The organism is Paenibacillus sp. TSA_86.1, assembly GCF_052691815.1.
The window spans coordinates 17,418-40,674 of sequence record NZ_JBQZGE010000006.1 but is presented as its reverse complement, the minus strand read 5'-3'; the positions used below and the strand labels follow the sequence as shown (position 1 = coordinate 40,674).

Here is a 23,257-nt window from a genome sequence, read left to right as displayed (position 1 = left end):
GTTTAGTTTCCTCCGTTCTCTGCCAGATGCTCTACAGCGGCATGTTCAATGGCAAGTCCACTCCGGTAGCGTTCGATAAATGCTTCAAAGCCCTTCACATCGGCTGCTTCCGGTGCCACTTCGACCCCTTCTACATCCTTGAACACCTTTTGTTCCAGGAAGACGTCTAGCGTTTCTTGCTGATCCTGATTAATTAGGTACGAAGCCAGCAAAGCCATGCCCCACGCACCGCCTTCACCAGCAGTAGACATTACAGATACCGGAACGTTCATCGCCGCTGCCACAATCCGCTGTCCCACTACAGGTGTTTTAAACAGACCGCCATGTGCCAAAATGCTGTCGATGGCTACCCGCTCCTTCTCGGTTAGAATATCCATGCCCAGCTTGAGCGCTCCGAAGGCACTGAACAGATGCGTGCGCATGAAATTGGCCAGGTTGAACTTGCTTTCTGGAGAGCGGACAAACAACGGACGTCCTTGTTCCAGCCCTGTAATATTTTCACCGGAGTAATACCCGTAGCTAAGCAATCCGCCCCCGTCCGGGTCAGCCTCAAGTGCCTTGTTGAACAATACACTGAACAGCTTGCCAGAATCGGCCTCGATGCCCATCGCTTGAGCGAACTCACGGAACAATCCGATCCATGCATTCAGATCACTCGAACAGTTGTTGGCATGCACCATGCCGACCGGACTACCATCTGGCGTGGTCACCATATCAATCTCGGGATATACGCTGGACAATTCCTTCTCCAGTACGATCATGGCGAATACGGACGTGCCCACCGAGATATTACCGGTCCGTTTGCGCACACTGTTGGTAGCAACCATACCTGTTCCTGCATCACCCTCAGGTGCACACAGTGGAATACCTGTTGCCAGTTCTCCTGTCGGGTCTAGCAACTTCGCTCCAGCTTCCGTCAATGCACCTGCATATTCTCCTGCGAGATACACTTTAGGCAGCAAATCCTCGACCTTCCACGGATAACCTTTGCCAGCGATATGCTCATCGAATTGTTTGACCATTGCCGGATGATAACTATGTGTCGTCTCATCAATCGGGAACATACCCGATGCATCGCCGATTCCGATCGCCTTGTTCCCTGTCAGCAACCAGTGGATGTAACCCGCCAGTGTAGTCAGATAATCGATCTGAGGTACATGCTGCTCTCCGTTCAGAATCGCCTGATACAGATGGGCAATGCTCCAGCGTTCAGGGATGTTGAATTGCAACAACTCCGTCAGTTCGCGTGCAGCCGCACCCGTGGTAGAGTTACGCCATGTACGGAACGGCACGAGCATTTCCCCTGCCTGATCCAGCGCAATATATCCGTGCATCATCGCCGAGAAACCGATTGAACCTACGGTCGTCAGCGGTACACCATACTTCTGCTCTACATCTTGCTTCAACTCGCGGTATGCCGTCTGCAAACCATTGATGATATCCTCCTGATTGTACGTCCAATACCCGTCCTTCAGCAGGTTCTCCCATTCATAACTGCCGGAGGCAATCGTTTCAAAATGCTCGTCAATCAATACCGCTTTAATACGCGTCGATCCAAGCTCAATCCCAAGCGCGGTTGCCCCCTTGGCAATCGTCTCTTTCACATCCACATGACTCGTCACTTCGGCATATCCCCTCTCTGGTCGCCATTTACGTTCGAGGAATGGCATCTATTCAGGTGCACAACCAATAAAGTGCAGCTCCACTTCCGTTTATGGCTATAATCTATTTCAGCATTCCAAGAATGCGCTTTCCTGTTCTGACAGCCTTAGTATATTTTTTGTACGTACATTTGTCAATGAGATATCCAAGTTATACTCACAAAGGGCTAATTTTGCTTAATAACCTGCTACACCAACGTATTTTTATTCATTTTCCACGTGAAAGTATACGGTTGAATTCGACAAAATAGATCTCGGTTGTACGTATCATTTCAGAAAATGTACGGTTCCCCTTGCAAGTAAAACGAATCATGCTAGAATATGTACGTACAACTTAACCGCAGGTTTACTAACGTTTATATTGAACTAACTATAGAAGGTTATTCTTTCATTGAAGTGCATTGCAAGAACCCCTTGTTCAATCGATATTGAAGTTACAACGAAAGAAGTGGACGATGTGAAACCCAAATACCAAGTGATTATTGATGATATAAAGAGCGATATCCTGTCGGGAACATACAGCATTGGCGAGCAGATCCCCACGGAATCGGCATTACAGGATAGCTATAACGTGAGCCGTCAGACGGTTCGCAAGGCCATTTTGGAACTATCCAACGAAGGATTTTTACGCAGCGAAAAGGGCTCCGGCACCTATGTCAGCAATCAATACCGATCGCGTGCAGGTGGCAGTACTTCCAAAAAGACGATTGGTGTCATCACCACCTATATCTCGGACTATATTTTTCCGTCCATTATTCGCGGTATCGAACGTCGTCTGAATGAGGACAACTACTCGCTGTTGCTCGCCAGTACGAACAATGATGTGGCACAGGAGAAAAAAGCACTTGAGATGATGCTGTCCTATGGCGTGGATGGTCTGATTGTTGAACCGACAAAAAGCAATCTGTACAACCCGAATATTGCGTACTATTTGTCCTTTAAGGAGCAGGATGTACCGTTTGCCATGATTAATGCGTTTTATGAGGAGTTAGAAGTTCCCTTTTTCTGTCTGGATGATGTGCAGTCCAGTTATCTCGCAACCAAGGAGCTGATCTCCAAGGGTCATACCCAGATTGGGATCATTGCCAAAATGGACGATCTACAGGGGAAGTACCGGATGAAGGGATACATCAAGGCACTCGCAGAAGCAAAACTGAGGTTCCATCCCGAGCATGTGCTCTCGTTTGACACCGCATCTAAAGCTGATTTGTCCGCGAACGTGACAGCTTATCTGCAAGATAATCGGGATGCACTCACCGCGATCGTCTGTTACAACGATGAGGTTGGGCTGGAGGTCGTGCAAGCTTGCCGCCAGCTCGGAATCTCGATCCCGGATGAGCTGTCGATTATTGGTCAGGACAATTCGTACATCGCCAAAAATGCAAACATCAGACTCACGACACTCACTCATCCCCAAGAGCAGATGGGCCGTGACGCTGCCGATTGGGTCATCCGCAAGCTGCAGGGGAAGAAAGATCTCCCCAATCAAACCTACTATCAGCCTGAACTGGTGGAAGGCGAGACGGTGAAGGAGATGGAGATCGAGTAAGTATTCCCTTGCTCGCACTCATACTCTTCCGCATCCTGGCTCTTATGCTTACTCTATTCTGTAAGGATAGGAAACTTCGTGAGCCAGTAGCAAGTGATATAATGGATGGGGCAAGTAGTAACATATATCGTAAGGATGGCGTAGAGTTCCATATGATTTACGCTTATTTACGTTTACACGAGCAATACCATTTTGGATAAAAAGAGCTCAGGAGGTGACCTCGTCATGGTTGAAATGAACGGCCTATCACAACCAGCACATCTGTCACCTGTGGACTTGAACAGCATGCGTGCCAAAACTTTGGGAGGTTATCTGAAATCACGACGCGCACGGCTTCAACCGGAGCAAGCAGGACTCGCCAAGACTCCTGGGCAACGCCGAACACCTGGATTACGCCGGGAAGAGGTTGCCATATTGGCAGGGGTTAGTGCAACATATTATACGTTTCTGGAACAGGGTCGAGAGGTCGCCGTCTCCCGAGATGTTATCGAGAGTATCGGTCGGGCACTTCAGTTGTCTCCCGACGAGCACACCCATCTGCTCGGCCTATGGAATGGCAATGAACCTGAGATGGCCCCGCCAATTACCTCGGAGATCACTCAACCTTGGCGGGATATTGTGAATCAGATGGTGTTTCCTGCGTTCATCACGAATGATCGCGCTGAGCTGCTTGCCTGGAACACATCTGTCGACAAATACGTATTGGACTACACTTCACGTGCTCCGGGACAACGGAACATGATGTCTAGCTTATTTACAGATCCTGAAATACGTGCTCGACTTATCAATTGGGAGGAGATGGCGGCACATTCCGTTGCCATATTCCGTACCTCTTATGATAAATACACACATGATCCGTGGTTTCCCAAGTTTGTAAATGATCTTTCCAGAGAAAGTTCTGAATTTGCATCGTTATGGGAGCTGCATCGAGTAGAGACAAAGAGAGTTACGCGCGTTTACTATCGACTGCCTGACCAAGAACAAGCTATTGCATACGACATTAATTCGTTATCATTCACGCTGGATCATCCGGATCTGCATCTGTGCATCTATTCTCCAGTCAAGGAGCAGGAATCTTAAACTTCGCTTGCCCCTCTTCTTTCACGAATCGATTGATCTACACTTCAATTACCACAGTAGTCCTATACAAGACCACCGGAGTCATGCCATTCTGGTACTGCCGTTACTAGCATAAGCATGCTGTGGTTGGGGAAGTAACTCCGAATTAGAATGGAATCATGCCTTAAGCATAACGATGAAGGTACTATATTCTCTAATTTGCGGAAAAGAGGGATGATCGGATGAAGTTTAATAATGGAGCGGTGAAAAGGATGTTAGGTTCACTTGGACTTGAGGTATCCGCACTGGGACTTGGTACCATGATGATGCCTGACAACGAGGATTCTATACGCACGATCCATGGTGCACTGGATCAAGGAGTTACCTTGTTCGACACAGCTGATATATATGGGGAACATTTCATGCAACAAGGACTGTTCGGAGGTAACGAGCAACTGGTTGGTCGAGCTCTGAAAGGACGTCGTGATCAAGCCATTCTGGCGACCAAATTCGGCATCGTCTCTCCAGACATGAAGGTACTCGGGCACCCGGCGTATGTCAAAAAATCAATCGATTCCAGCCTGCTTCAACTGGGCACAGATTACATCGACCTGTACTATCAGCATCGTGTTGACCCGGATGTCCCCATTGAAGAGACCGTCGGCGCTATGGCTCAACTCGTGCAGGAAGGTAAAGTCCGCTTCCTTGGTCTTTCGGAAGCCACGGCGGATCAGATCCGGCGGGCACATGCCATTCATCCCATCACGGCGGTAGAAACAGAATACTCGCTCTGGAGCCGCGAAGTAGAGGATGGGGTGCTGCCTGTGCTGGATGAACTGGGTATCGGTTTTGTGCCCTATAGCCCCTTGGGACGCGGGTTCCTGACTGGACAGATTCGGACGTATGATGATCTGCCTGCGGATGATTACCGCCGCTTCTTTCCTCGTTTCCAGGGAGAAAATTTCAATAAAAACTTGGAAGTCGTTCGGCTGATCGAGCAGCTTGCCGTACGAAAAGGCTGCACTACGTCTCAACTGGCTCTAGCCTGGCTGCTGACGCAGGGGGAGCAGATTGTCCCTATTCCAGGTACAAAACGTCTTGATCGGTTGCAGGAGAACCTCGGTGCATTGCAGGTAACGATTACACCGGAAGAACTGGCTGAGATTGAGCATATCTCACCAAAAGGGTTTGCAGCCGGGGAGCGTTACCCTTCGTTTTCCTGAATCAGAGTTGAATAAGAACAGGAAAAAGGCTGCCATTCGGCAGCCTTTCTTTAGATTATTTTTCGAATCCGGATGTATTCTCGTTGCTCCCTTTAGCTGAGGTCTGCCGCCGGAAACGTTAAAATTACCGTCGTTCCCTCTCCCTTCTCGCTCTGATACTTGATGGTTCCACCAACCTTCTCCACAATGTTGAAGCAGATCATAAGCCCGAGTCCCGTACCATTCGTTTTCAGGGAGTAGAACGGCGTGCCCAAAGCCTTCACTTCTTCTTCGGTCATGCCACAGCCCTGATCCACAATCTTGATCTCCACCTTCTGCTTCACATGCCTTGCTGTTACGTGAACCATCGCTCCTTTATCAGAGGCTTCAAGAGCGTTCTTGATCAGATTAATAATGACCTGCTTGAACTCAACGGCATTCATGAGGATGGTGCAGCCCTCACCAATCTCGATTTCGATATGTTTATCCGATAACATGGCATAGGAGCTCAATAGACTGGCTACCCCCTCAAGCACCTCTTGCACATCTACTTTCTCATCAACCAACACCTCTCTGTTCGGTTTGGCAATGGACAAAAATTGAGAGGTCACCTGCTCTACCGTATTCAATTCATCGATCATTAGCGCAAACTTCGATCTATCCGAAGCATCAAAAGCAGGATTTTCCCGATACAGCTGCAGGAACCCCCGCACCACCGTCACTGGATTACGAATTTCGTGAGCAACGGCTGCCGTTAGATGTGCTACCATTTTGAGGCGCTCGGATTGTTGGACCTGTTCCAAATATAATTCCTGCTTTCGTATACGATCAAAGGTCAGATAAAAAATAAGAAACAGGAGTAACTGGCTTGCCATAATATTAATCAGATTGCCAGCCAGATCAGTATGTATATACTTGTACACATTTTCTTGCTTATGAATGTAACTCGTCACAACGATCAGTAAAACCACATTGAGACTGAGTGAAATATAAAACAACTTGAAATCATAGAACAGAATAGCGAGTGCCGGAAGCAAACAGATCATAATGTATGTAGTCCAGGTCTGAGGGTAGATCAGAGCAAGCGTGTAGAAATAGACAAATCCGAGTAAAATGATGCTCAATCGAAACGCAAATGTTTCATATCGGGGGTAAACGAGTAGACATACAGGTATAGTCACAACACATAACAAATGAATGACATACCCGGTTGTAATCCCCTGAAGCTCTGCGGTAGATACACCTAATCCAGCTACCATTAGAGCAATCATTAGAAACATGGATATATAATAGGTTTTTCGATTCACCGGACTGTGCAATTCCTTCATAGATTCACCACCTTCGTTCACGTAATTCATATATATAGTATTGTAACTTATTTCCTGTATTACCTTCCATGGGTAAGGAATATTTTCTTTTTAAGCTCCAACCAAAGAAGCTGCATGGATGATTAGTCCATGCAGCAGCTTCTCAAAAAGCTTTTTAAGTATCAAAAAATTGTTAAGGTTTAATGACAGAGAGAAGTGACTCGTTCCCCTCTGAAATCACCGTTACTTCCGGTGCGAACTTGGCGTCCTCAACATGCAGAGTTTCTCCAATCTTCATGGCACTGATATCGAACTCTACCACGGTTGGCAGATGACGAGGCAACGCCTCCACTTCAATAGCAGCTAACTGAATCTGCACAACCCCACCGTACTTCGCATCCTCCGGGGTTCCGTTGAACTTGACCGGAATTTTGGTGCGCAGCACCTCGCCGCTCTGTACCTGCTGAAAGTCAACGTGAATCAAATCTCGTGTAACCGGATCACGCTGCAGATCTTCCAACAACACGGTAAGTGAAGGTTTCTCTTCGAACTGCAGTTCAATAAAACCGGAAGCACCTTGTTTCAGCCATTTTTGGAATTGGATCGCCGGTATATGAATCATCTCATTCTCTGTATTTTTGCCAAAAACAATGCCTGGCAGGCGGCCAGATTGGCGCAAATTCTGAAGTCTTGAAGGTTTTAATTTAATACGGGTCTCTGCTTGTATAAAAGTAGTCATGCTATGTTCGCTCCTCTGTTTTCCATGTTTTTTCGTACACATTCACTTTCCATCATCCAACATTCCCCTTCGGGGGCTAAAGAGAGAAACATAGCATCACCACCTCCACATAGCATTCATTTTAAAACCATTAAATGTAAACTCCCATAATATACAGCAAGGCACTCTACTTGGAAAAGTAGAATGCCCTTGGGATGCTTCCAGCCTATCATAGAAAGCTATTTTTGTCGATGAACCTACGAACTGTACTACCATGATGTTCATCACTTAACAAACGCATACATTTGGTATATTATAGAATTGCAGCAAAAAAATATAAGAAGAGAGGAGTTTACACTTTGAAAAAGACACTCTCCATGCTCATCGTCATGAATTTGGTTCTTACCTTTGCTTTTGGCTTCATCGCTTCGGCTAACAATGATTCTGAGGGTAAAGAGTTGCAGGGATCACGTATTACTGAACAGTTCGTACAGCCATACAAAGAGGTTATTACCGAGCTTAGCGAGGCTCCCACCGAGTTGGATTCTTCCCGATTGAAGGAACACCAGCTCAAGGCAACCGTTAATCTGAATCAGACTTCTGCCACTTCCAGAACGCACAAGCAACAAGGAATGTTGTCCACTCCACAATCGGAGAATACGGATAACACTGCAACCGCAGCAGAGACGACTACATACACAGGCTACATCCAGGAGGAAGGTACCTCCAGCTATCTATACCCGGTTTATGCACAACCCGGTCACATCCTGCAAGTACAGATGGATAATCCTGCATCAGCACAGCTTGATTACGATCTATATCTCTATGAATTCGATATGTCCACCGGGGAAGTGAATCCGAATCCTATTGATTACTCCATCTACGGGACATACTTGAACAATTACGGGAACGGGTCCAGAACCTTATCTGAAAATGTAGGCACGAAAAATATCACTTCTGGCGCCAAAGCCTATTTGATTGAAGTCTACGGCAAGGTTGGTGCCAGCATTAACGAAGCGTTTACCCTAACGGTCTCCACAAGCTCAACGTATGATGCCTTCGAGACAGACGAGAACGCACTGCGTGCCTATCCGCTTACCGTTGCTGTGGGCGGCTCTACACTCGCAACCCGCTCGTTAAATTCGGAGATTGATCAGGATTGGTACAAAATCACGGTTCCTGAGAGCAGAAACTATGATGCGATGCGCATCACGCTGGATCAAGCTTCTACAGCCAATGGTTATAAAGCTGAAATGTATGGTGCACTAAGCAACAATCGAATGGCCTTGATGCCCACCACGAATGGTAATGTATCGTTAGGCACAGGCACTTATTATTTGAAGGTTTATACCACCAATACCTATTCTGATAACAACTATTCGCTGCATTTGCAACCCGTATTACGAGCGGATAAAGTGGTCATCACAGGGTACAACTCGAATGGCGGGCCCAATGATTATCCTTCTTACGCGTATGGACGCTACTATCGTATCACCGGAAATAGCTTTACCGTGACAGGTGTTGCAGCGACATCTGATAATTATGCCGTAGCTAATGCAGAAGTCGAAGTTATTTGGGCGAATGATGCCTGGTCTGACAGTAGCAACAACCGCTATCGGACGTCCAAAGTCATGACCAACAGCAGCGGACAGTTTACAGCAACGCTGTCCCTGCCTCCCTCCGCGGGAAGCCTCAGTCAGTACTTGCCAGGAGCCATAAGTTTTACCCACTATTATGATCTTTGTGCTGTGCTGGCCAGAGTGACGAGTCGTCCAAGTGTAAATACAACCGACATCGTCTATCACTTCGCCTATAGTATTTACGGCGGCTAATTGAACCTAGTAGAGCAACGAGCGGTGGAAGGAACCGTTCGTTGCTTTTTTGTTGTTTTGTCCATTTATATTAAAAATATGGAATATTATTCCGATAGTAAGAAGAGACATGTATGATATAGAACTTGGAGCATCTATCTTTTAACGAATAGGGGTGTTTACGAATGAAGGTTCAAAGCACAACTCCGTCTGACCTCAAAGCCTACACTCATTCACAACAGCGCACGGGACACGTAACTTCACCAACGATGGTCACTGGGAAATTCGAGTTGTCCCATAACACAGATACCGTAGAGATCAGTAACGCTTCGAGACAGCTCGCCTCCTCTGATATCGTGAACCATGCGGCGGTTTACTTCGGGACGGTTCAGATTAACGAGTCATTGGAGCGTCTGCTCAAGGATCAATCTATGGAGGTAAAAGAGGCGGTATATGGCATCATTCAATCCAATCTGATTACGGATGTGACGGAAGAGGATAGCCGATCCACTTTGCTCGAACTTGGTCTAACACAAGCACAATACATAGCAGGCAACTACATGAAGGGCGATCAGGCTGCCGAGTTCATGAATACGATCCGCCAGATCGGAGCAATCTCCACAACCCGAACGATCAACCCTGAAACAAAACAAATTCAGTATGATACACCGCAACAACGACCTAATGGTGCACCAGAAGACTACATTAATCTCCATGACATGATGCGCAAATTCCAGCCCCACACCTTTGATAAGCTGCAAGATGCTATTGTAAACAACAAAGACTGGAGCAGCATTCTGCAAAGCTTTGCAAAACAGGCAGCCACGAATCAGGAATGGTTGAAAGAATATCGTGAGGATGCGGTCCGATCTTCTGGCAGCCTGCCTACCCAGAACCGATTTGAGAAGGCTGACCCGACCAGCCTGAGCTCATTTGTACATGCGGTTAAGGAGATTATCAACCAGACTGATTCGCCAAACAACAAGCTGCTGATCGATAATATCGAGGCCTTTATGCGGAAGCTTCAACCGCAGGGCCATGCCAACTGAGCAGCAGTTCCGCTGTTCACAGATGAAAAGCTCCACTCACGAAAACAAAGTGTGAGTGGAGCTTTTATCTATTCTATTCTTTCCCGCAGGAAGAGCAGGAAAGGACAGAATCAAGTTAACGTCAGCACGATTCGGTCACCGGAACGGCTGATTTTGTAGATTCCTTTTTGCATATCAATGCCGTAGTGCTTTTTCAATAACATTTCGGCGTTACGATCCGTCTCGATCACGACAAGGTAATCGTAGCCACTCAGCAGATTGTCCATGTTATCCTCGTAGAACAGCACGATACCGTCCACATTCGGAGCATATAAGAAGTATCTGCCGACATACTGCATGTAATAACTTGTCACCTGCTGATCCCGGTCAGAGCCATAGAACAGATACTTGTTCATATCCTCGTTACCGCCCGTATACCATCGATCCCCCGTCACAGCATGCACCTCGTAGGGAAGGGTCTTGTCGTACGTACTGGTGATTGATATCATCCCGTTATACTCCGACAAGAGGGTGGTCGCGGCCAGTGCCATACACGCAATAATTCCCTGTTGATAATGCCTCTTCGTCTGCACCGTCTTGAACGCCTGATAATCGGGAACCTCACCCATGCGGTAATGGAACGTACGCTCAATATCAACGGCAGCACAGAGCACCAGCCCTCCGGCGAACAGCACGACGATACTTGATGCATAACGCTCGAATCCCGCCAGCCTTATTGCTTCATCCACCGGCATGGAGAACAGATACAGGGCCAGAATGCCCGCATAGTATAGTAAAACCACCACATTCAGTGCAATTAGCACTTTCCACAGGTTCCACTTCTTCTTGAGCACCACATAGGCCACAATGGAAGCAGCAATCGCAGCAAGCTCGAAAATGACAATCCCCAGTACCGGTCTGGTGGTAATATCCACGCTCGATTTCAGGAAGAGCACTAGAATATCCCACTTTTGCTCCGCAGTTTTACCGGACTTTAGCGCCGCAGCGGCTCCCTCGAACTTGTTATTCACGCCGTGGAATACCGTTGCCATACGCCAGCTCCAGCTGAAATAGGGCAGCAATGCCCCTGCGATCGTACCCAGCACAGCAAGTCCGACCTTCCAGTTGGCACGTTGCTTATTCGTCAGCCACATGTATACGAGAAAGATCAGCCCCACGGCAGCGAAAATAATGCCCGTGCTCTTGATGACTGTCAGCAGACCTGCCAGCGGCAGAATAATGATGCAAGCTCGCTTAAGATCATGGCGATACTGGTATATCGCTGCCACAATCGCGAGTGCATAGATTGGAAGCAGGAAATCCACCAGCAGGTTAGTGATTCGAATGGTCAGATTGAAGAAGGACAAGGTTGATAATCCTAACCCGAGAAAAGCGTAGAGCAGGAACCTTTTTTTCTCTGACACAACGCCAAACATGGCATAGAAGCATGCAAAGATCAGCAAACCTTGTGCCAGCAGCATGATCGGCTCAGCATGCCCCATAAATCGGCAAATGTAATAGATAAACGATGAAGTACCCAGTGGATAATTTTTAAACTCAATTAAATCTGAATTCGGTGTTGGAAATGCATTGGTGCTAAGCATATCCTTCACCACAATCGCCCAGTGCGAGAAATTATCGTAGTGTGTCAGCTCCGTCTGGAACAGAATCAGTAGAAATATAAAACCCACGCCCAGAAAACTTAACTGAAACAATGAAAATGAAAAGGACCATGTCCCCCGTTTGCTCTGATACAGAGCGTGGATAACTCTGCCTCGAAACAACAGTAAGCCTGCAACCAACACAGCGATGCTACCCGTGAAGAGCTGACCTGCTAATCCGGCGAAATAGACGATACAAGCGATGGCCGAGAACACAAATATCGGAATAAACTCCCACCGGATGGACATGAATTTGCGGACAAACTGCATATAACCGACCATCGATATTATGAGTAACATGCCCATCACAAGTTGAAGCAAAAACAGCATTTCTATCTCTCCTAACCCTCTTTGGTGAACCGCTCAGCTTGTGGACGGATCAAATCACTCAGTAACTGATCAATCAAACCACGCCCCAAGATCTCATCGATATTCTCTACGGAGAGAAGCACTTCACGTTTATTCGCCGTTGTTTTCCCAGTATGTTTTAAGATCACTTCAATATTGCTGTCCGTATAAAAGGTAACCTCTGACCCTTCGGCTATTTTACCTTGCAGCCCTGTGGCAGAGAAGAAACGATAATTGAAGCTGAGCAGCGTACAGCTTGCATGATTTGTGAAGGTCACAGGAAGATGAAGGGACAGCCTCGGCATTTTCCGCTGATCGGATTTGGGCTGTATAATGCGTTTCTTCACATTGCGCAGCATGTCATCATACGCAGTGTCCCATAGGTTCATCTGCTCCGGCAGCGAGTGCTTCCGGTCGTAGATGAGCTGCATATATTGACGATTATCCGCTTCATCAATCGGTTGAACTGTTGCCGAATAACGCCAGCCTTCGCCATCTGCTTTTACATAAACGATAACCGCATCGAGATTCGCTTCATATCGATCCGATTTGACCACTAAAGAAATCGTCTTTTTCTCCGGCAAATAAATCGGGTACGGAACATAGAAGGCAATCCCGTTCTCCGAAAGATCAACGCTTTTGGCCTCATATCGCAGCGTGCTGTCTGGATAACGGATGATGACATCCTCCTGCGCCCGTATACGTTCATTCTCCCGGTATGCCCGGCGCCCGATCATGAAGAAGAGAGCATAGAGCAAGGCAATCATATTGTGAACGAGCCAGAAAATAATGATGCTGCTGAAAAACAAAGCAATGCCGTACTTGCCATTCACATACCGAATAATGGCGGCGATGGATAACAGGAGCAGAAAAATATGCGGTAGCGCATATTTCATCGAGGCGATCCATTCGCGTCCCGTTGAACGGTTTTTATTCGTAACCTTGAACTTACGCTCACGGATGCCCACCGTCTCCAGTATGACTGGCCAGATCAGATATGGCATGAAGATGGTATCGATGACCTGACTCCAGCGCTGGTTCCGTATGTTACTCGACAGATAACGCATCGACAGGCTGTAGAAAAAATACGAAGGCAACCAGAAGATCAGAATCTGCCAAAAGGTCGTATTAACGATCTGGAAATCAAACAAGGCAAACAGAATAGGAGACAAGATAAAGATCAGTCGATTGAAAAAAGACCACCAGTATAGAAAACTGCTTACATAGGTTATCCTGGTCCAGAGAGGCAGCTTCCTGGAGATTGGTGCACGCGTATTTTGCAAACTCTGAATAATGCCCCTCGCCCAGCGAATCCGCTGTTTGATCATGCTTGGAATCGTGGTTGTCGTCTGCCCCGCAGCCTGAACCTCCTGCGTGGCATAGGTAATGTAACCTTCCTGCTGCAATCGGATGCTTGTCTCAAAGTCCTCCGTAATGGTGTTCAGCGGGAATCCACCGATATCCACCATTCCTTGCCGGGCAATCACCGTATTACTGCCTGTATACGCAACTGCATTGGACGCATTGCGCAGAATGTTAACCTCGCGGGAGAAGAAATCCTGCTCATTCGGAATCCCTTGCTCTGCATACAGATTGAACTGGAATAGATCCGGGTTATAGAAGCTTTGCGGTGTCTGTACCAATCCCAGCTTAAAGGTGGGATCGATCTCGTCTTCACGCCGCAGGCGCCATTCTCCATTTTCCTGGGTAAACGTAGAGAGCATGAAATAAGGTACGGTTTTCATCAGAAAGGTATGCTGTGGAATCATGTCCGCATCAAAGGTAGCAATCAGCGGAGAAGATGTCTTGCTCAGCGCATTGTTCAAGTTGCCGGATTTGGCATCCTTGTTACCCGGGAACCCCAGATACCCTATGCCGAACTGCTTCGCCAGTTCCTCCACCGCAGGTCGTGCGCCATCATCGCAAAGGTAGATATGTACCTTCGACTTGTCCGGGTAATCCATAAACGTACAAGCATTCACCGTTTTATATAACAGGTCAACTGGTTCGTTATGGGTAGCAATAAACACATCGACATGCGGATAATATTCATCCGGGATCACCGGAAAATCGAGCTGTGCCCGTTTCTTTTGCATCTTTTGAAAAAATAACTCGAAGGTCGTGCCAACCGTGATCGCCTCCGCCATAATGAGCAGTATGCCAAATATGACATTTAGCACCCCTTCGCCCCATGGCAGCGTAAAGAACATACGCCAGATCAGATAGATGGTCATGAGAATCATGGTGATAATGAAAAAAACATTTTGCCTTTTCTCGTTTTGCACTACAGCTGCTTCCTCCTTGCTGCAAATACCCACCTCCGCTGCAGTTGAAAGCTTAGCAGGAACAGAATGGCGTCACATACAAACTTCGCCACCTTCTCGTCCACGAAGAATATGGTATGGAATAAATATACGCCCGTACTCGACAGCAAAATAATTAAGCCGCACAACGTCAAGTAACGCCATAGGCTTCCCCTGCTATCTTCTTTCCGGAACACAAAATATCTGTTGAGTACATAATTCACGACTATAGAGATTACTCGGGCGATGACCGTCGCGAGCAGAATTCTCAAATAATGCTGATCCCCCATCATTGGACGCAGGAAATCAATCAGGAACCAGGCAATGCCCAAATCGACCACAGAGCTTGCAACCGACGATGAGATGAAACGAAAGAAATTCGAGAACAACACACCCATCACCCGGGCACTATCCTGAATCGCTTTGAAATGTGTACCTGCATTACCGTTTTCATAGATCACCTGAATGGGCACCGTATGAATGGAAATCCCGGATTGAATACAGGAGATCAGCATCTGCAGCTCATATTCAAACCGCTTGCCACGTACGCCTAACATAAAAGGTAATAACCCTGCCCCGAAGGCTCGCAGCCCCGTCTGGGTGTCCGACAATTTCTTCCCATATAAAAGGGCAAAAATAAACGAGGTCATGCGGTTGCCAAACAAGGACTTGGGCGGAATATCACCTTCACTGAAATTACGTACACCAAGTAACAATTCATTGGGATGAAGTTTGGCCTCCTGAGCAATGCGATACACATCTTCCGCGGCGTGCTGACCATCCGAATCTGCAGTAACGACGTTGTGTGTCTCTCCATAATGCTGAGCTATGTAACGAAATCCGGTCTTCAGCGCTTCACCCTTCCCCTGATTCTGCGCGTGTCGCAGCAAAACACATCCAACATTTCCTAATTCTTCGAAAATGTGCTGATAGGTTTCACCAGAACCATCATCTACAATGACCATTTTCGTAAAACCGTAGTCTCGCAACTGACGTACATAGGATAAAAGTCTGTCATCTGGTTCCAGCGAAGGAATGAGGATGATCGTTTTGTCCTTTTCTTTTGCTATAATCATCCGAAATGAGCCCCAATTCGACATATTTTCATGAAAACTTGTTGTATATTAGCGTTAATATCTTCCTTGAATATAGGAGAGTATACCACCGAAAAGGTGGGTCGTAAACGAAATTTTTGTAATCTAATGGTAAAAAAGTTTTACATTTTCAATGTACAGGTTAGTCGTAACAGACTATACAACTCTAATAAACTACTCCAGTAGTAAATTCATATAAATAACAAAGAACCCCCGTTTATTAAACGGGTGGTTCGGGTTTGTCGTATCTGCCTGAGTTTCGTTTCCTTAAACAGTCACTTTATAGTTGTTACTTGCTCCCTTGTTCTGATTTTTGACGGACCACTTATATACAAAGGTTAGAATAAATCCGGTCAAGCCACAGATCGCTGCAATAATAAAGGCTCTCTGATAACTGCCATCCGCACTGTACACATTTCTCATAATTGACGGTCCGAAATACCCCGCTAGCGCAAAGCCGATAAACATAATTCCATAATTCACACTGTTGTTTTTGGCCCCAAACTGATCTGCAGTGAAGCCAGGGAATACGCCCATCAGAGATCCAAAACTTAAACCAATCATCGAAATTCCCATATAAAATGTCGCCACACTGCTCTCTCCTGAAAGATAAAGCATAATCAGCCCAGCTACGGATAACAGAGACGTAATGGCAAGGGTATTGATTCGGCCGATTTTGTCTGAGATATATCCGGCCAAAATCCGGCCACCTGTATTAAACAGTGCCAGGACAGAAACAACTGTTGTTGCAGCAGCAGCCGACAATCCCACCATTTTCTGAGCGATCGGCGAGGCTTGGGAGACGCACATCAGTCCGGCAAAAGCCCCACTGATGAGCAACAAGATCATAACATAGAAGATCGGGCTTGCCAGCATGCCTTTCCAGTTCTTATCTTCTCTCACAGCACGGCCAAGGTTAGCTGCCTTCGGTGTCCAACCTGTCGGAACAAAATCGGCTGGACATTTCTCAATAAAGAATGAAGCCACGCAGATAATAATAAGAAAAGCGCTCCCAATGATAAAGAATGCAGAGGTTACACCCGAGTTACTGATAAATATATTGGCAATCGGAGGAATGATTACAGAGCTTAATCCATAGGCTGCCGTAGTGACGCCCCCAACCAATCCACGTTTATCCGGGAAAAACTTGATCGAGTTGCTGATGGTGCACCCATAGATCATCCCTGTTCCCAAACCAAGCACAATCCCGTAGGCAAATACCAGAAAACCTACAGAAGCCGCAAAACCGGATAAAATCATACCGCCCCCAAATAATAATCCGCCAATCAGAATGACCTTTTTGGGTCCGAACTTGTCATTAATCCATCCACCCGATATCATCGTAATCGGACCGACGGAGTTGCATATGGTGAAAACAATAGCCAGATCGCCTGGTGTTAATGTACGCCCGGTGAGACCACTTAGATAAGCAGCCATCGGTGCAGCAAATACACTCCATGCATAGATGGAGCCTATACATAGATTAATAAAGCAGCTTGCAATCAGAATAATCCATCTCTTTTTGGTCAGTTCCACTGAGATCGTTTCCCCTCATGTTGTATTGTGAAATAATTCACTTAGTTATGCGATAAAGTGTAGCACAGCTTTTCCTATCCATCTATGACAACATGTATATCTTTATAGAGGATTTTTTGCAGCGGTTCAATTTGGGGAAGGGGCCTATCATTTATAGACGAATGGTGGCTTATGCCACAGACGGGTTTAGACTAAAATGAAAGAAGAATCGTAGGCCCTGATTTGATCCTGACCAAAGGCTGTGATGTCAATGTTAGTCCAACGGGACAAATGGCTGCAGTATCGCGCCCTTAGTAGTGTACCCAAACTCACTCGGCGGCTGCCAGAAACACTGTTGCTGGAAAAAGAAACATTACACCATATGCTGCTTCAACATTCAAGTGTCGTGCTGAAACCCTGCGATGGACGTTATGGAAGAGATATTATATTCATCCGTCGTCTGAAGAACGGCACCTACCAAATCCAAAATGAGAATAACACCATTACGATGCAAAACAGAGATGAATTGCAGAATTGGTTTGATCAAGTCGATAAAGATCGTGAGTATATCATTCAGCAGCGTCTATATTTAGCTCGCATTCAGCAAAGGCCGTTCGATCTTCGAATTATGGTTCAACGCCAAACGGCAGCTCCATCCGCTTGGAAGGTGACCGGGTCCTACGCCAAGGTCGCATCACGCGGATACCTGGTGACCAATGTGACGAATCGCACCATTCCTGCGCTCAAAGCGCTACAATTAGCACGTATCGGGGGACGCAAGTTGCTGCTTCAAGCCGAGCGTACTGTGTTGCTGGCTGCCAAGGGTCTGGAAGTGCACTACCCTGATCTGAGACAAATCGGTTTTGATATCGGCATCGATAAGAAAGGCCGGGTCTGGATCATTGAAGGCAATTATCGGCCTGATCTACGCCCTTTTCGCCGCTTGAAAGATTCCTCGATGTATCGCCGAATATTGTGGTACCAGAAACACTAATTTTGAAGCTTTACGACGTTACGACGCAAAGAAGCGACTCACCGTTGATCTGGAGAGTCGCTTCTTGCGTTGCATAGATATTTTTTACGCGATAATCTGCTTGATCTTGCCTTGCTCTACCATATTACTGATCTTCCTTAACATTTCCGGCGATGTCTAGCGGAGCCTACCACACGCGTTACCCGAAACTGGTTCGGGCCGACCTGAATAATGGCAAACTGGCTGTATGATGTCCCTGATGACGTGTACGGTTCAGCCTCAATATTTCCACTCGGTGTGATCACCGTTGCTGTAATTCGGGTCAACAGACACACACCACGCCCCGAAGCCCGCCATGTCCCCTCACGCTGAACACTATAACGGTCATTGCTACAGAAGATGGATGCATACTCGACTGTTCCATACGCATTAAACGGAGTAGAGTTATAGATTTGAACCGGATCATATCCGCCCGTAGGTCTACGATTTCCCATTCTCAAAACCTCCTTTTTGTTGATAGTTTATTAGATGGCAATAGAGCGGTTTTGGTGAGGGATAGACGTGGACAAGGCTGAAAAAGTGTGTCTGTCCAATAAAAAAACCACCCGCTTGGATTAGCGAGTGGTTTGCAGCTGCTGTAACCATGTATGATGCCCGTTGCACGATGATCTACCTTATTGCCGGGCAGCTTAAAGCCAGGAAGCTTAGGAAGCTTTCGCCGCAACTGCTTTTTGAATGAATGCTTTAGCGTCATTCATGGAAAGGCCTTGCTTAGGCTCCAGCATTTTTTTGTCTGTTGCACTGAAAATACCTATATCAATCAGTTTCGCCAGTGGCTTCACCGCATAAGCAGATACGGATTTTCCGTCTTCAAAACCAGCAATAATTGTTGCTGCCTTCGCTTCGGATGCCGGGCTGTTCAACAATTTGGCCAAAATCGTTGCTGCCTCCTCCCGAGTGATATCACGCTCAGGATAGAAGCTACCGCCGTAGCCTTGAATAAATCCGGCTTTGGAAGCTTCTGCAATGGCATCTGCATATGCAGCATTAGGAGAAACATCCTGATACACAGGTGCTGTAGATACTTCGTTAAGCTTCAACAGATCCACGAGTGCAGTTACAAATTCAGCACGAGAAATGGGTTCATTACTTACTGGTGCTGGTGTTTCTGTCGGCTCTGTAGCGACAGCCAGGTTTGTGATACGTCCTTCTTTCTTAGCTTGAATATCGCCACCCTTGAATGTATCTGTGATGTATTTGTAGAATACATCCAGATCAATTGGGCCAGCCAAAGAGGATTTTGCATCTAGCAGTACTTTGTAGTTATCTCCACCTGCAGCCATGAAATTGTTCACAACAGCGGTGTATGATTTTTTAGGATCAACCGGTGTACCATCTTCCAGCGTAAGAGCCGTCACACGTTCAGCAACCGGCTTGCTGAAGTCAGCTGTGTATTTCAAACCAGCGATCTGCAATGTTTTCGTGTTTGGTGTACCGTCTGCATTGGTACCCCATTGCTGTTGCAGCAATGTTTTCACTTGCTCACCTGTCAGTTCCAGCTTCACGAGTGTATTACCGAAAGGTTGGATTTTAGCCAAATCCGCAAAGGTCACATCACCTTTTGGCAGATCTGCACGGATACCACCTGGATTCATGAATGCAAAATCAGCCTTGCTTGCTTTGTCTCCAAAGTCTGCCTGACGCATAGCGTCTGCAATCAGGTTGCCCAGTGGTGCTTCGTTATTGTAAGCATCTTTACGCAAAACAGAGCCATCTGTTGTACCTACTGGCTTAGTCAGCTCAGGGTGCTTGTCCAAAGACTTTTTAATGATAGCGAGTGTTTCAGGGTCTTCTTTTACACCCTCTTGGAACGTTGTTGTTACAGTAGCTGATTTTTCAGTTACATCCCCGGTAACAGGGTCAATCATTAGCTTGATATCTTCAAAAGCCGTACCATAAGAGTACGCTTGCACGATTAGCTTGCCATTCACGACACCGTTCGCCAGAGCGTGATTGTCCCCCGCAACGATGACATCAACAGGAGAGTCTGCAGGCAAAGCTTTTGCCAGATCAGCCGCTTCTCCAGTCGTTACACCTTCTTTGGTCGATGCTGGGTCATGTGCCAGGACGATGATCGTTTCTACGCCTTGGTCTTGCAATTCTTTTGCGTATTTATTAACAGCTGCAACCTCTTCTTCCGCACTCAAGAAACGTACACCTGCCGTACCTGCTGGAGATACTTTGTTTGGCGTTGATTTCGTTACGAGTCCAATGAATCCGATTTTGATGCCGCCTACTTCTTTGATGACATACGGTTTAATCAGGGGTTTACCTGTGGAATTTTCGATCACGTTGGCATTCACATAATCAAATTTTGCACCGGCATGGGTTACTTTTCCTTCTTTTGGATCAAGACCGCCAAAAATTTGTGCCTTCAATGCTGCGATCCCTTGATCAAATTCGTGGTTACCCAGGGAACCCACATCAAAGCCCATCATATTCATCCATTCCATCGTAGGCTCATCACGATCAAGAGATGACACTGGAGCGGATGCGCCAACCGAGTCCCCGTTGTGGAATAAGAGGGAATGCTCGTATTTGGCCCTAGCTTCTTTGAGATAGGTTGCTAGAATTGGAGCCGATCCTGCCTTCTTATCACCAACCACAGAAGTCGTATCTAGCTGGCCGTGAAAGTCATTGATTCCTATCAAATGTACTTCTACATCTTTGCCTGCGGCAGAAACCGAACCTGCTGCACCGAATAGCTGAGTGAGTAATAATGTAGCAGCAGCCAAACGAATGGTGCTTTTCCCCAAAACTTTTTTCCAAGACATGAGTAAACAAAACCCCTCTCCATTTTCAGATCCTGAGATATTTTACCATAGTTTAATTCACAAAAGTGTCCATTTATATTAAATCTATGTAAAAATTTTTACGAGATTGATCGTTCTCTTTAAATTGAAAAATATTATTTTTAACTTTTAGTTGATTTAGTGGAATAATTTGTTATATATTGTTTTTGTAATCACCTTCCATCTTTGTTATAAGAATAAACCTCTCTTAGTACACCTTCATGTAACTTCTGCAAATTATGTTGAAGCACATAACCCTATAATCTAACATTACCTTTTCTATTAAAGGAGGTGACTCTGAGAGCACTGTACATATGGATTTCCCAAGAATCACTACTGGGGGAAGTGTTGATTGCTCTTTCACCACTCCTGACCCAACATTTTGCTGCACTACGCAATAACTGTAGGCGTTCATTGTACTACGCAATTGACTTTAACCATTCTAAGGAATATAGGAGTGTGCCCAATGAAAAAGCTATTCTTCCCCAGATCTTTCCGCATTTTTATCGCCTGTTTACTGATCTTGGCCTTTGCTGTACCTGCAACAGCCTCCGCAGGCTATCTTGGAGATAAACTCTTGATCGGCCAGAGCATGCAAAAGGAAGACTATCTCCTGTCCCAAGATGGCCGATTTAAAGCCGTCTGGCAGAACGACGGAAATTTTGTAATCTATCAGAATGGTTCTTCGATTTGGAGTAGTAATACACACGTCAACGTCGTTCCACAAACTTTCCAATTTAATCAACAGTATGGTAGACCTATAATGTACGGATACGGTTGGGCATATAAAGACGTGTACCAATATGCTTATCGCTATGTGTATAACCCTGTCACATTCAGATATGAATATGTCGGGAGCTGGGGATGGGATAAAGTTTGGGGGCTTGATACATCCAAAGTAGTAGCTGTCTGGTCTATGAATACGGAAGCATGGATTCCAGGTCACCACGGAAGCGGGCTACCAGTAAATACAACAGGTGATACTCTCATCATGCAAAGTGATGGTAATCTGGTTCTCTACAATACTACCCTGACCAACCAATATTACCCGAATAGCTGGATTCCTGTCTGGGCATCCAATACAGGGGGGCGTTAAGGTAGGCAGACACCGGCGGGCCATTTGCTGAATGATATTCACCATGAATATGTGAAAAAGCCGAAGCAGGAGTTCATCCCTGCCTCGGCTCTTTTCGTTTTTCTTGATTGCGATTTCCTGACTTACTTAATTCCGTTTAGATCCTATTGAAAATCACTTTACATAGCAACGTTTTCGGGGACGGTCCGAAAGCCTCGAATACGGCCCACGTCAATGCGGGGACTTCTAGTTTTGCAAACCTATCTGGAAACTCCTCGAATGATGAGCTGTTTTTATGTGTTTATTTACGGATGAATGTCCCTCATTGTAATCGTTGAATTGCTTCCTCGGTTACCGGTTCAAATAAGTTAACCAGGTTGCCCTCCGGATCGCGGAACAGCATCGAACGGTTCCCCCACGGCATCGTCGTCGGCTGCTGTATCCAATGATCAACATAGCTTTCTAAGCGTAAATACTCAGCTTCGATATCGGCAACATGGAACTCCAAAATGACTGGATAATTCATGGCCCCGGCTGTATTTGCAGAGTCCACTCCAAATAATGTTGTGGTCTCTGTGTGACCAATGGCAAGTGTGCATGATGGTAAAATAAATTGTGCAAATACAGGCGCAGGGCGCTCTGCTAAAATCCCAAGAACGTGCTCATAGAACGCCACAAGACCATCTACATCGTCAGTAATTATACGTACAGAAGCAAAATTCACAACAGATCATCCTCCCTAATCTTCTTCATTATTTCTCCCTAAATCTTGTTACTTACCTGTCTCCTTTGCTGTACTGATCTGATTATAAAAAAACGCCACTGACAACGTTATGTCAGTAGCGTTAATAAGTATTGTCTGGAATCACATATCACGAAGCAACGAGTTATCCAATTCCCCTCTCCCCAAATAACCACTGCAGAGGACAGGACGGCCAAGGATTTCATAAAGTTTTTTATTATTCGTTGTATGATCCTGAGACCACATTTCGAAAGAGTCGAACTCCTCCTTTGAAATCTGATGGTACTCCGGGGAGTCTGTTACACCGGTTAAAATCTCATACGCATAGATGTTATTGCCAAACGTCCCTACAGATTGGG

At 46.2% G+C, this 23,257-nt stretch carries 17 protein-coding genes; 7 read left to right on the top strand and 10 right to left on the bottom strand.

The window, feature by feature from the left end:
* Nucleotides 1–2: 2 nt before the first annotated feature.
* The gene (locus ACUTVW_RS14330; protein WP_445646443.1) at nucleotides 3–1,622 is read right to left on the bottom strand and encodes a xylulokinase; all 1,620 of its coding nucleotides are present in this window, start codon (nucleotides 1,620–1,622) and stop codon (nucleotides 3–5) included.
* Between the two features lie 496 nt (nucleotides 1,623–2,118).
* On the opposite strand from ACUTVW_RS14330, the gene ACUTVW_RS14325 reads away from it, so the two are divergent.
* The 3 genes from ACUTVW_RS14325 to ACUTVW_RS14315 all read left to right on the top strand — a co-directional run bounded on the left by ACUTVW_RS14325 (nucleotide 2,119) and on the right by ACUTVW_RS14315 (nucleotide 5,492).
* Nucleotides 2,119–3,210 (top strand): GntR family transcriptional regulator, encoded by a 1,092-nt coding sequence (locus ACUTVW_RS14325; protein WP_445646606.1) that lies wholly within the window; start codon nucleotides 2,119–2,121, stop codon nucleotides 3,208–3,210.
* A 225-nt stretch (nucleotides 3,211–3,435) separates the two neighbouring features.
* Entirely contained in the window at nucleotides 3,436–4,290 is an 855-nt protein-coding gene (locus tag ACUTVW_RS14320; RefSeq protein WP_445646442.1) for a helix-turn-helix transcriptional regulator, read from the top strand.
* Between the two features lie 221 nt (nucleotides 4,291–4,511).
* Nucleotides 4,512–5,492, top strand: a complete 981-nt coding sequence (locus tag ACUTVW_RS14315) for an aldo/keto reductase (RefSeq protein ID WP_445646441.1) — start codon at nucleotides 4,512–4,514, stop codon at nucleotides 5,490–5,492.
* Nucleotides 5,493–5,584: 92 nt separating this feature from the next.
* Here ACUTVW_RS14315 and ACUTVW_RS14310 read toward each other — a convergent pair whose 3' ends face one another.
* Together ACUTVW_RS14310 and ACUTVW_RS14305 are read right to left on the bottom strand one after the other, a co-directional pair.
* A complete protein-coding gene (locus ACUTVW_RS14310) occupies nucleotides 5,585–6,799 on the bottom strand; it encodes an ATP-binding protein (protein WP_445646440.1) in 1,215 nt (404 codons plus the stop codon).
* Between the two features lie 172 nt (nucleotides 6,800–6,971).
* Nucleotides 6,972–7,517 (bottom strand): 50S ribosomal protein L25, encoded by a 546-nt coding sequence (locus ACUTVW_RS14305; protein WP_434748710.1) that lies wholly within the window; start codon nucleotides 7,515–7,517, stop codon nucleotides 6,972–6,974.
* Nucleotides 7,518–7,855: 338 nt separating this feature from the next.
* Here ACUTVW_RS14305 and ACUTVW_RS14300 point away from each other — a divergent pair, with 338 nt between their 5' ends.
* Nucleotides 7,856–9,328 (top strand): hypothetical protein, encoded by a 1,473-nt coding sequence (locus ACUTVW_RS14300; RefSeq protein WP_445646439.1) that lies wholly within the window; start codon nucleotides 7,856–7,858, stop codon nucleotides 9,326–9,328.
* Nucleotides 9,329–9,492: 164 nt separating this feature from the next.
* Entirely contained in the window at nucleotides 9,493–10,356 is an 864-nt protein-coding gene (locus tag ACUTVW_RS14295) for a hypothetical protein (protein ID WP_445646438.1), read from the top strand.
* 110 nt (nucleotides 10,357–10,466) lie between these two features.
* Here ACUTVW_RS14295 and ACUTVW_RS14290 read toward each other — a convergent pair whose 3' ends face one another.
* From ACUTVW_RS14290 to ACUTVW_RS14275, 4 genes are all read right to left on the bottom strand, one after another.
* Entirely contained in the window at nucleotides 10,467–12,326 is a 1,860-nt protein-coding gene (locus ACUTVW_RS14290) for a hypothetical protein (RefSeq protein ID WP_445646437.1), read from the bottom strand.
* An 11-nt stretch (nucleotides 12,327–12,337) separates the two neighbouring features.
* On the bottom strand, nucleotides 12,338–14,629 hold the full coding sequence (locus ACUTVW_RS14285) for a glycosyltransferase family 2 protein (protein WP_445646436.1): 2,292 nt from the start codon (nucleotides 14,627–14,629) through the stop codon (nucleotides 12,338–12,340).
* Nucleotides 14,629–15,723 (bottom strand): GtrA family protein, encoded by a 1,095-nt coding sequence (locus ACUTVW_RS14280; RefSeq protein ID WP_445646435.1) that lies wholly within the window; start codon nucleotides 15,721–15,723, stop codon nucleotides 14,629–14,631. Before ACUTVW_RS14280 ends, ACUTVW_RS14285 begins: the two co-directional genes overlap by 1 nt.
* A gap of 285 nt (nucleotides 15,724–16,008) precedes the next feature.
* Nucleotides 16,009–17,277, bottom strand: a complete 1,269-nt coding sequence (locus ACUTVW_RS14275; protein ID WP_445646434.1) for an L-lactate MFS transporter — start codon at nucleotides 17,275–17,277, stop codon at nucleotides 16,009–16,011.
* A gap of 250 nt (nucleotides 17,278–17,527) precedes the next feature.
* Here ACUTVW_RS14275 and ACUTVW_RS14270 point away from each other — a divergent pair, with 250 nt between their 5' ends.
* Nucleotides 17,528–18,250: a YheC/YheD family protein gene (locus ACUTVW_RS14270; RefSeq protein WP_445646433.1), complete on the top strand. Its 723-nt coding sequence runs from the start codon at nucleotides 17,528–17,530 to the stop codon at nucleotides 18,248–18,250.
* Between the two features lie 137 nt (nucleotides 18,251–18,387).
* Here ACUTVW_RS14270 and ACUTVW_RS14265 read toward each other — a convergent pair whose 3' ends face one another.
* Both ACUTVW_RS14265 and ACUTVW_RS14260 read right to left on the bottom strand, forming a co-directional pair.
* Entirely contained in the window at nucleotides 18,388–18,723 is a 336-nt protein-coding gene (locus ACUTVW_RS14265; RefSeq protein WP_445646432.1) for a hypothetical protein, read from the bottom strand.
* A gap of 210 nt (nucleotides 18,724–18,933) precedes the next feature.
* A complete protein-coding gene (locus ACUTVW_RS14260; RefSeq protein ID WP_445646431.1) occupies nucleotides 18,934–21,063 on the bottom strand; it encodes a 5'-nucleotidase C-terminal domain-containing protein in 2,130 nt (709 codons plus the stop codon).
* 484 nt (nucleotides 21,064–21,547) lie between these two features.
* Between ACUTVW_RS14260 and ACUTVW_RS14255 the strand changes: the two genes are divergently transcribed.
* Complete coding sequence (locus ACUTVW_RS14255; protein WP_445646430.1) at nucleotides 21,548–22,177, top strand: hypothetical protein; 630 nt, start codon at nucleotides 21,548–21,550, stop codon at nucleotides 22,175–22,177.
* Between the two features lie 301 nt (nucleotides 22,178–22,478).
* Here the strand turns inward: ACUTVW_RS14255 and ACUTVW_RS14250 are convergent, their stop codons facing one another.
* Complete coding sequence (locus tag ACUTVW_RS14250) at nucleotides 22,479–22,880, bottom strand: VOC family protein (RefSeq protein ID WP_445646429.1); 402 nt, start codon at nucleotides 22,878–22,880, stop codon at nucleotides 22,479–22,481.
* Between the last annotated feature and the right edge of the window lie 377 nt (nucleotides 22,881–23,257).

Coding starts and splice junctions, on each gene's coding strand:
- ACUTVW_RS14290 (WP_445646437.1), bottom strand. CDS start 12,326: ATGCTGTTTTTGCTTCAACTTGTGATGGGCATGTTACTCATAATATCG.
- ACUTVW_RS14255 (WP_445646430.1), top strand. CDS start 21,548: ATGAAAAAGCTATTCTTCCCCAGATCTTTCCGCATTTTTATCGCCTGT.
- ACUTVW_RS14280 (WP_445646435.1), bottom strand. CDS start 15,723: ATGATTATAGCAAAAGAAAAGGACAAAACGATCATCCTCATTCCTTCG.
- ACUTVW_RS14305 (WP_434748710.1), bottom strand. CDS start 7,517: ATGACTACTTTTATACAAGCAGAGACCCGTATTAAATTAAAACCTTCA.
- ACUTVW_RS14310 (WP_445646440.1), bottom strand. CDS start 6,799: ATGAAGGAATTGCACAGTCCGGTGAATCGAAAAACCTATTATATATCC.
- ACUTVW_RS14260 (WP_445646431.1), bottom strand. CDS start 21,063: ATGTCTTGGAAAAAAGTTTTGGGGAAAAGCACCATTCGTTTGGCTGCT.
- ACUTVW_RS14295 (WP_445646438.1), top strand. CDS start 9,493: ATGAAGGTTCAAAGCACAACTCCGTCTGACCTCAAAGCCTACACTCAT.
- ACUTVW_RS14270 (WP_445646433.1), top strand. CDS start 17,528: ATGTTAGTCCAACGGGACAAATGGCTGCAGTATCGCGCCCTTAGTAGT.
- ACUTVW_RS14320 (WP_445646442.1), top strand. CDS start 3,436: ATGGTTGAAATGAACGGCCTATCACAACCAGCACATCTGTCACCTGTG.
- ACUTVW_RS14315 (WP_445646441.1), top strand. CDS start 4,512: ATGAAGTTTAATAATGGAGCGGTGAAAAGGATGTTAGGTTCACTTGGA.
- ACUTVW_RS14265 (WP_445646432.1), bottom strand. CDS start 18,723: ATGGGAAATCGTAGACCTACGGGCGGATATGATCCGGTTCAAATCTAT.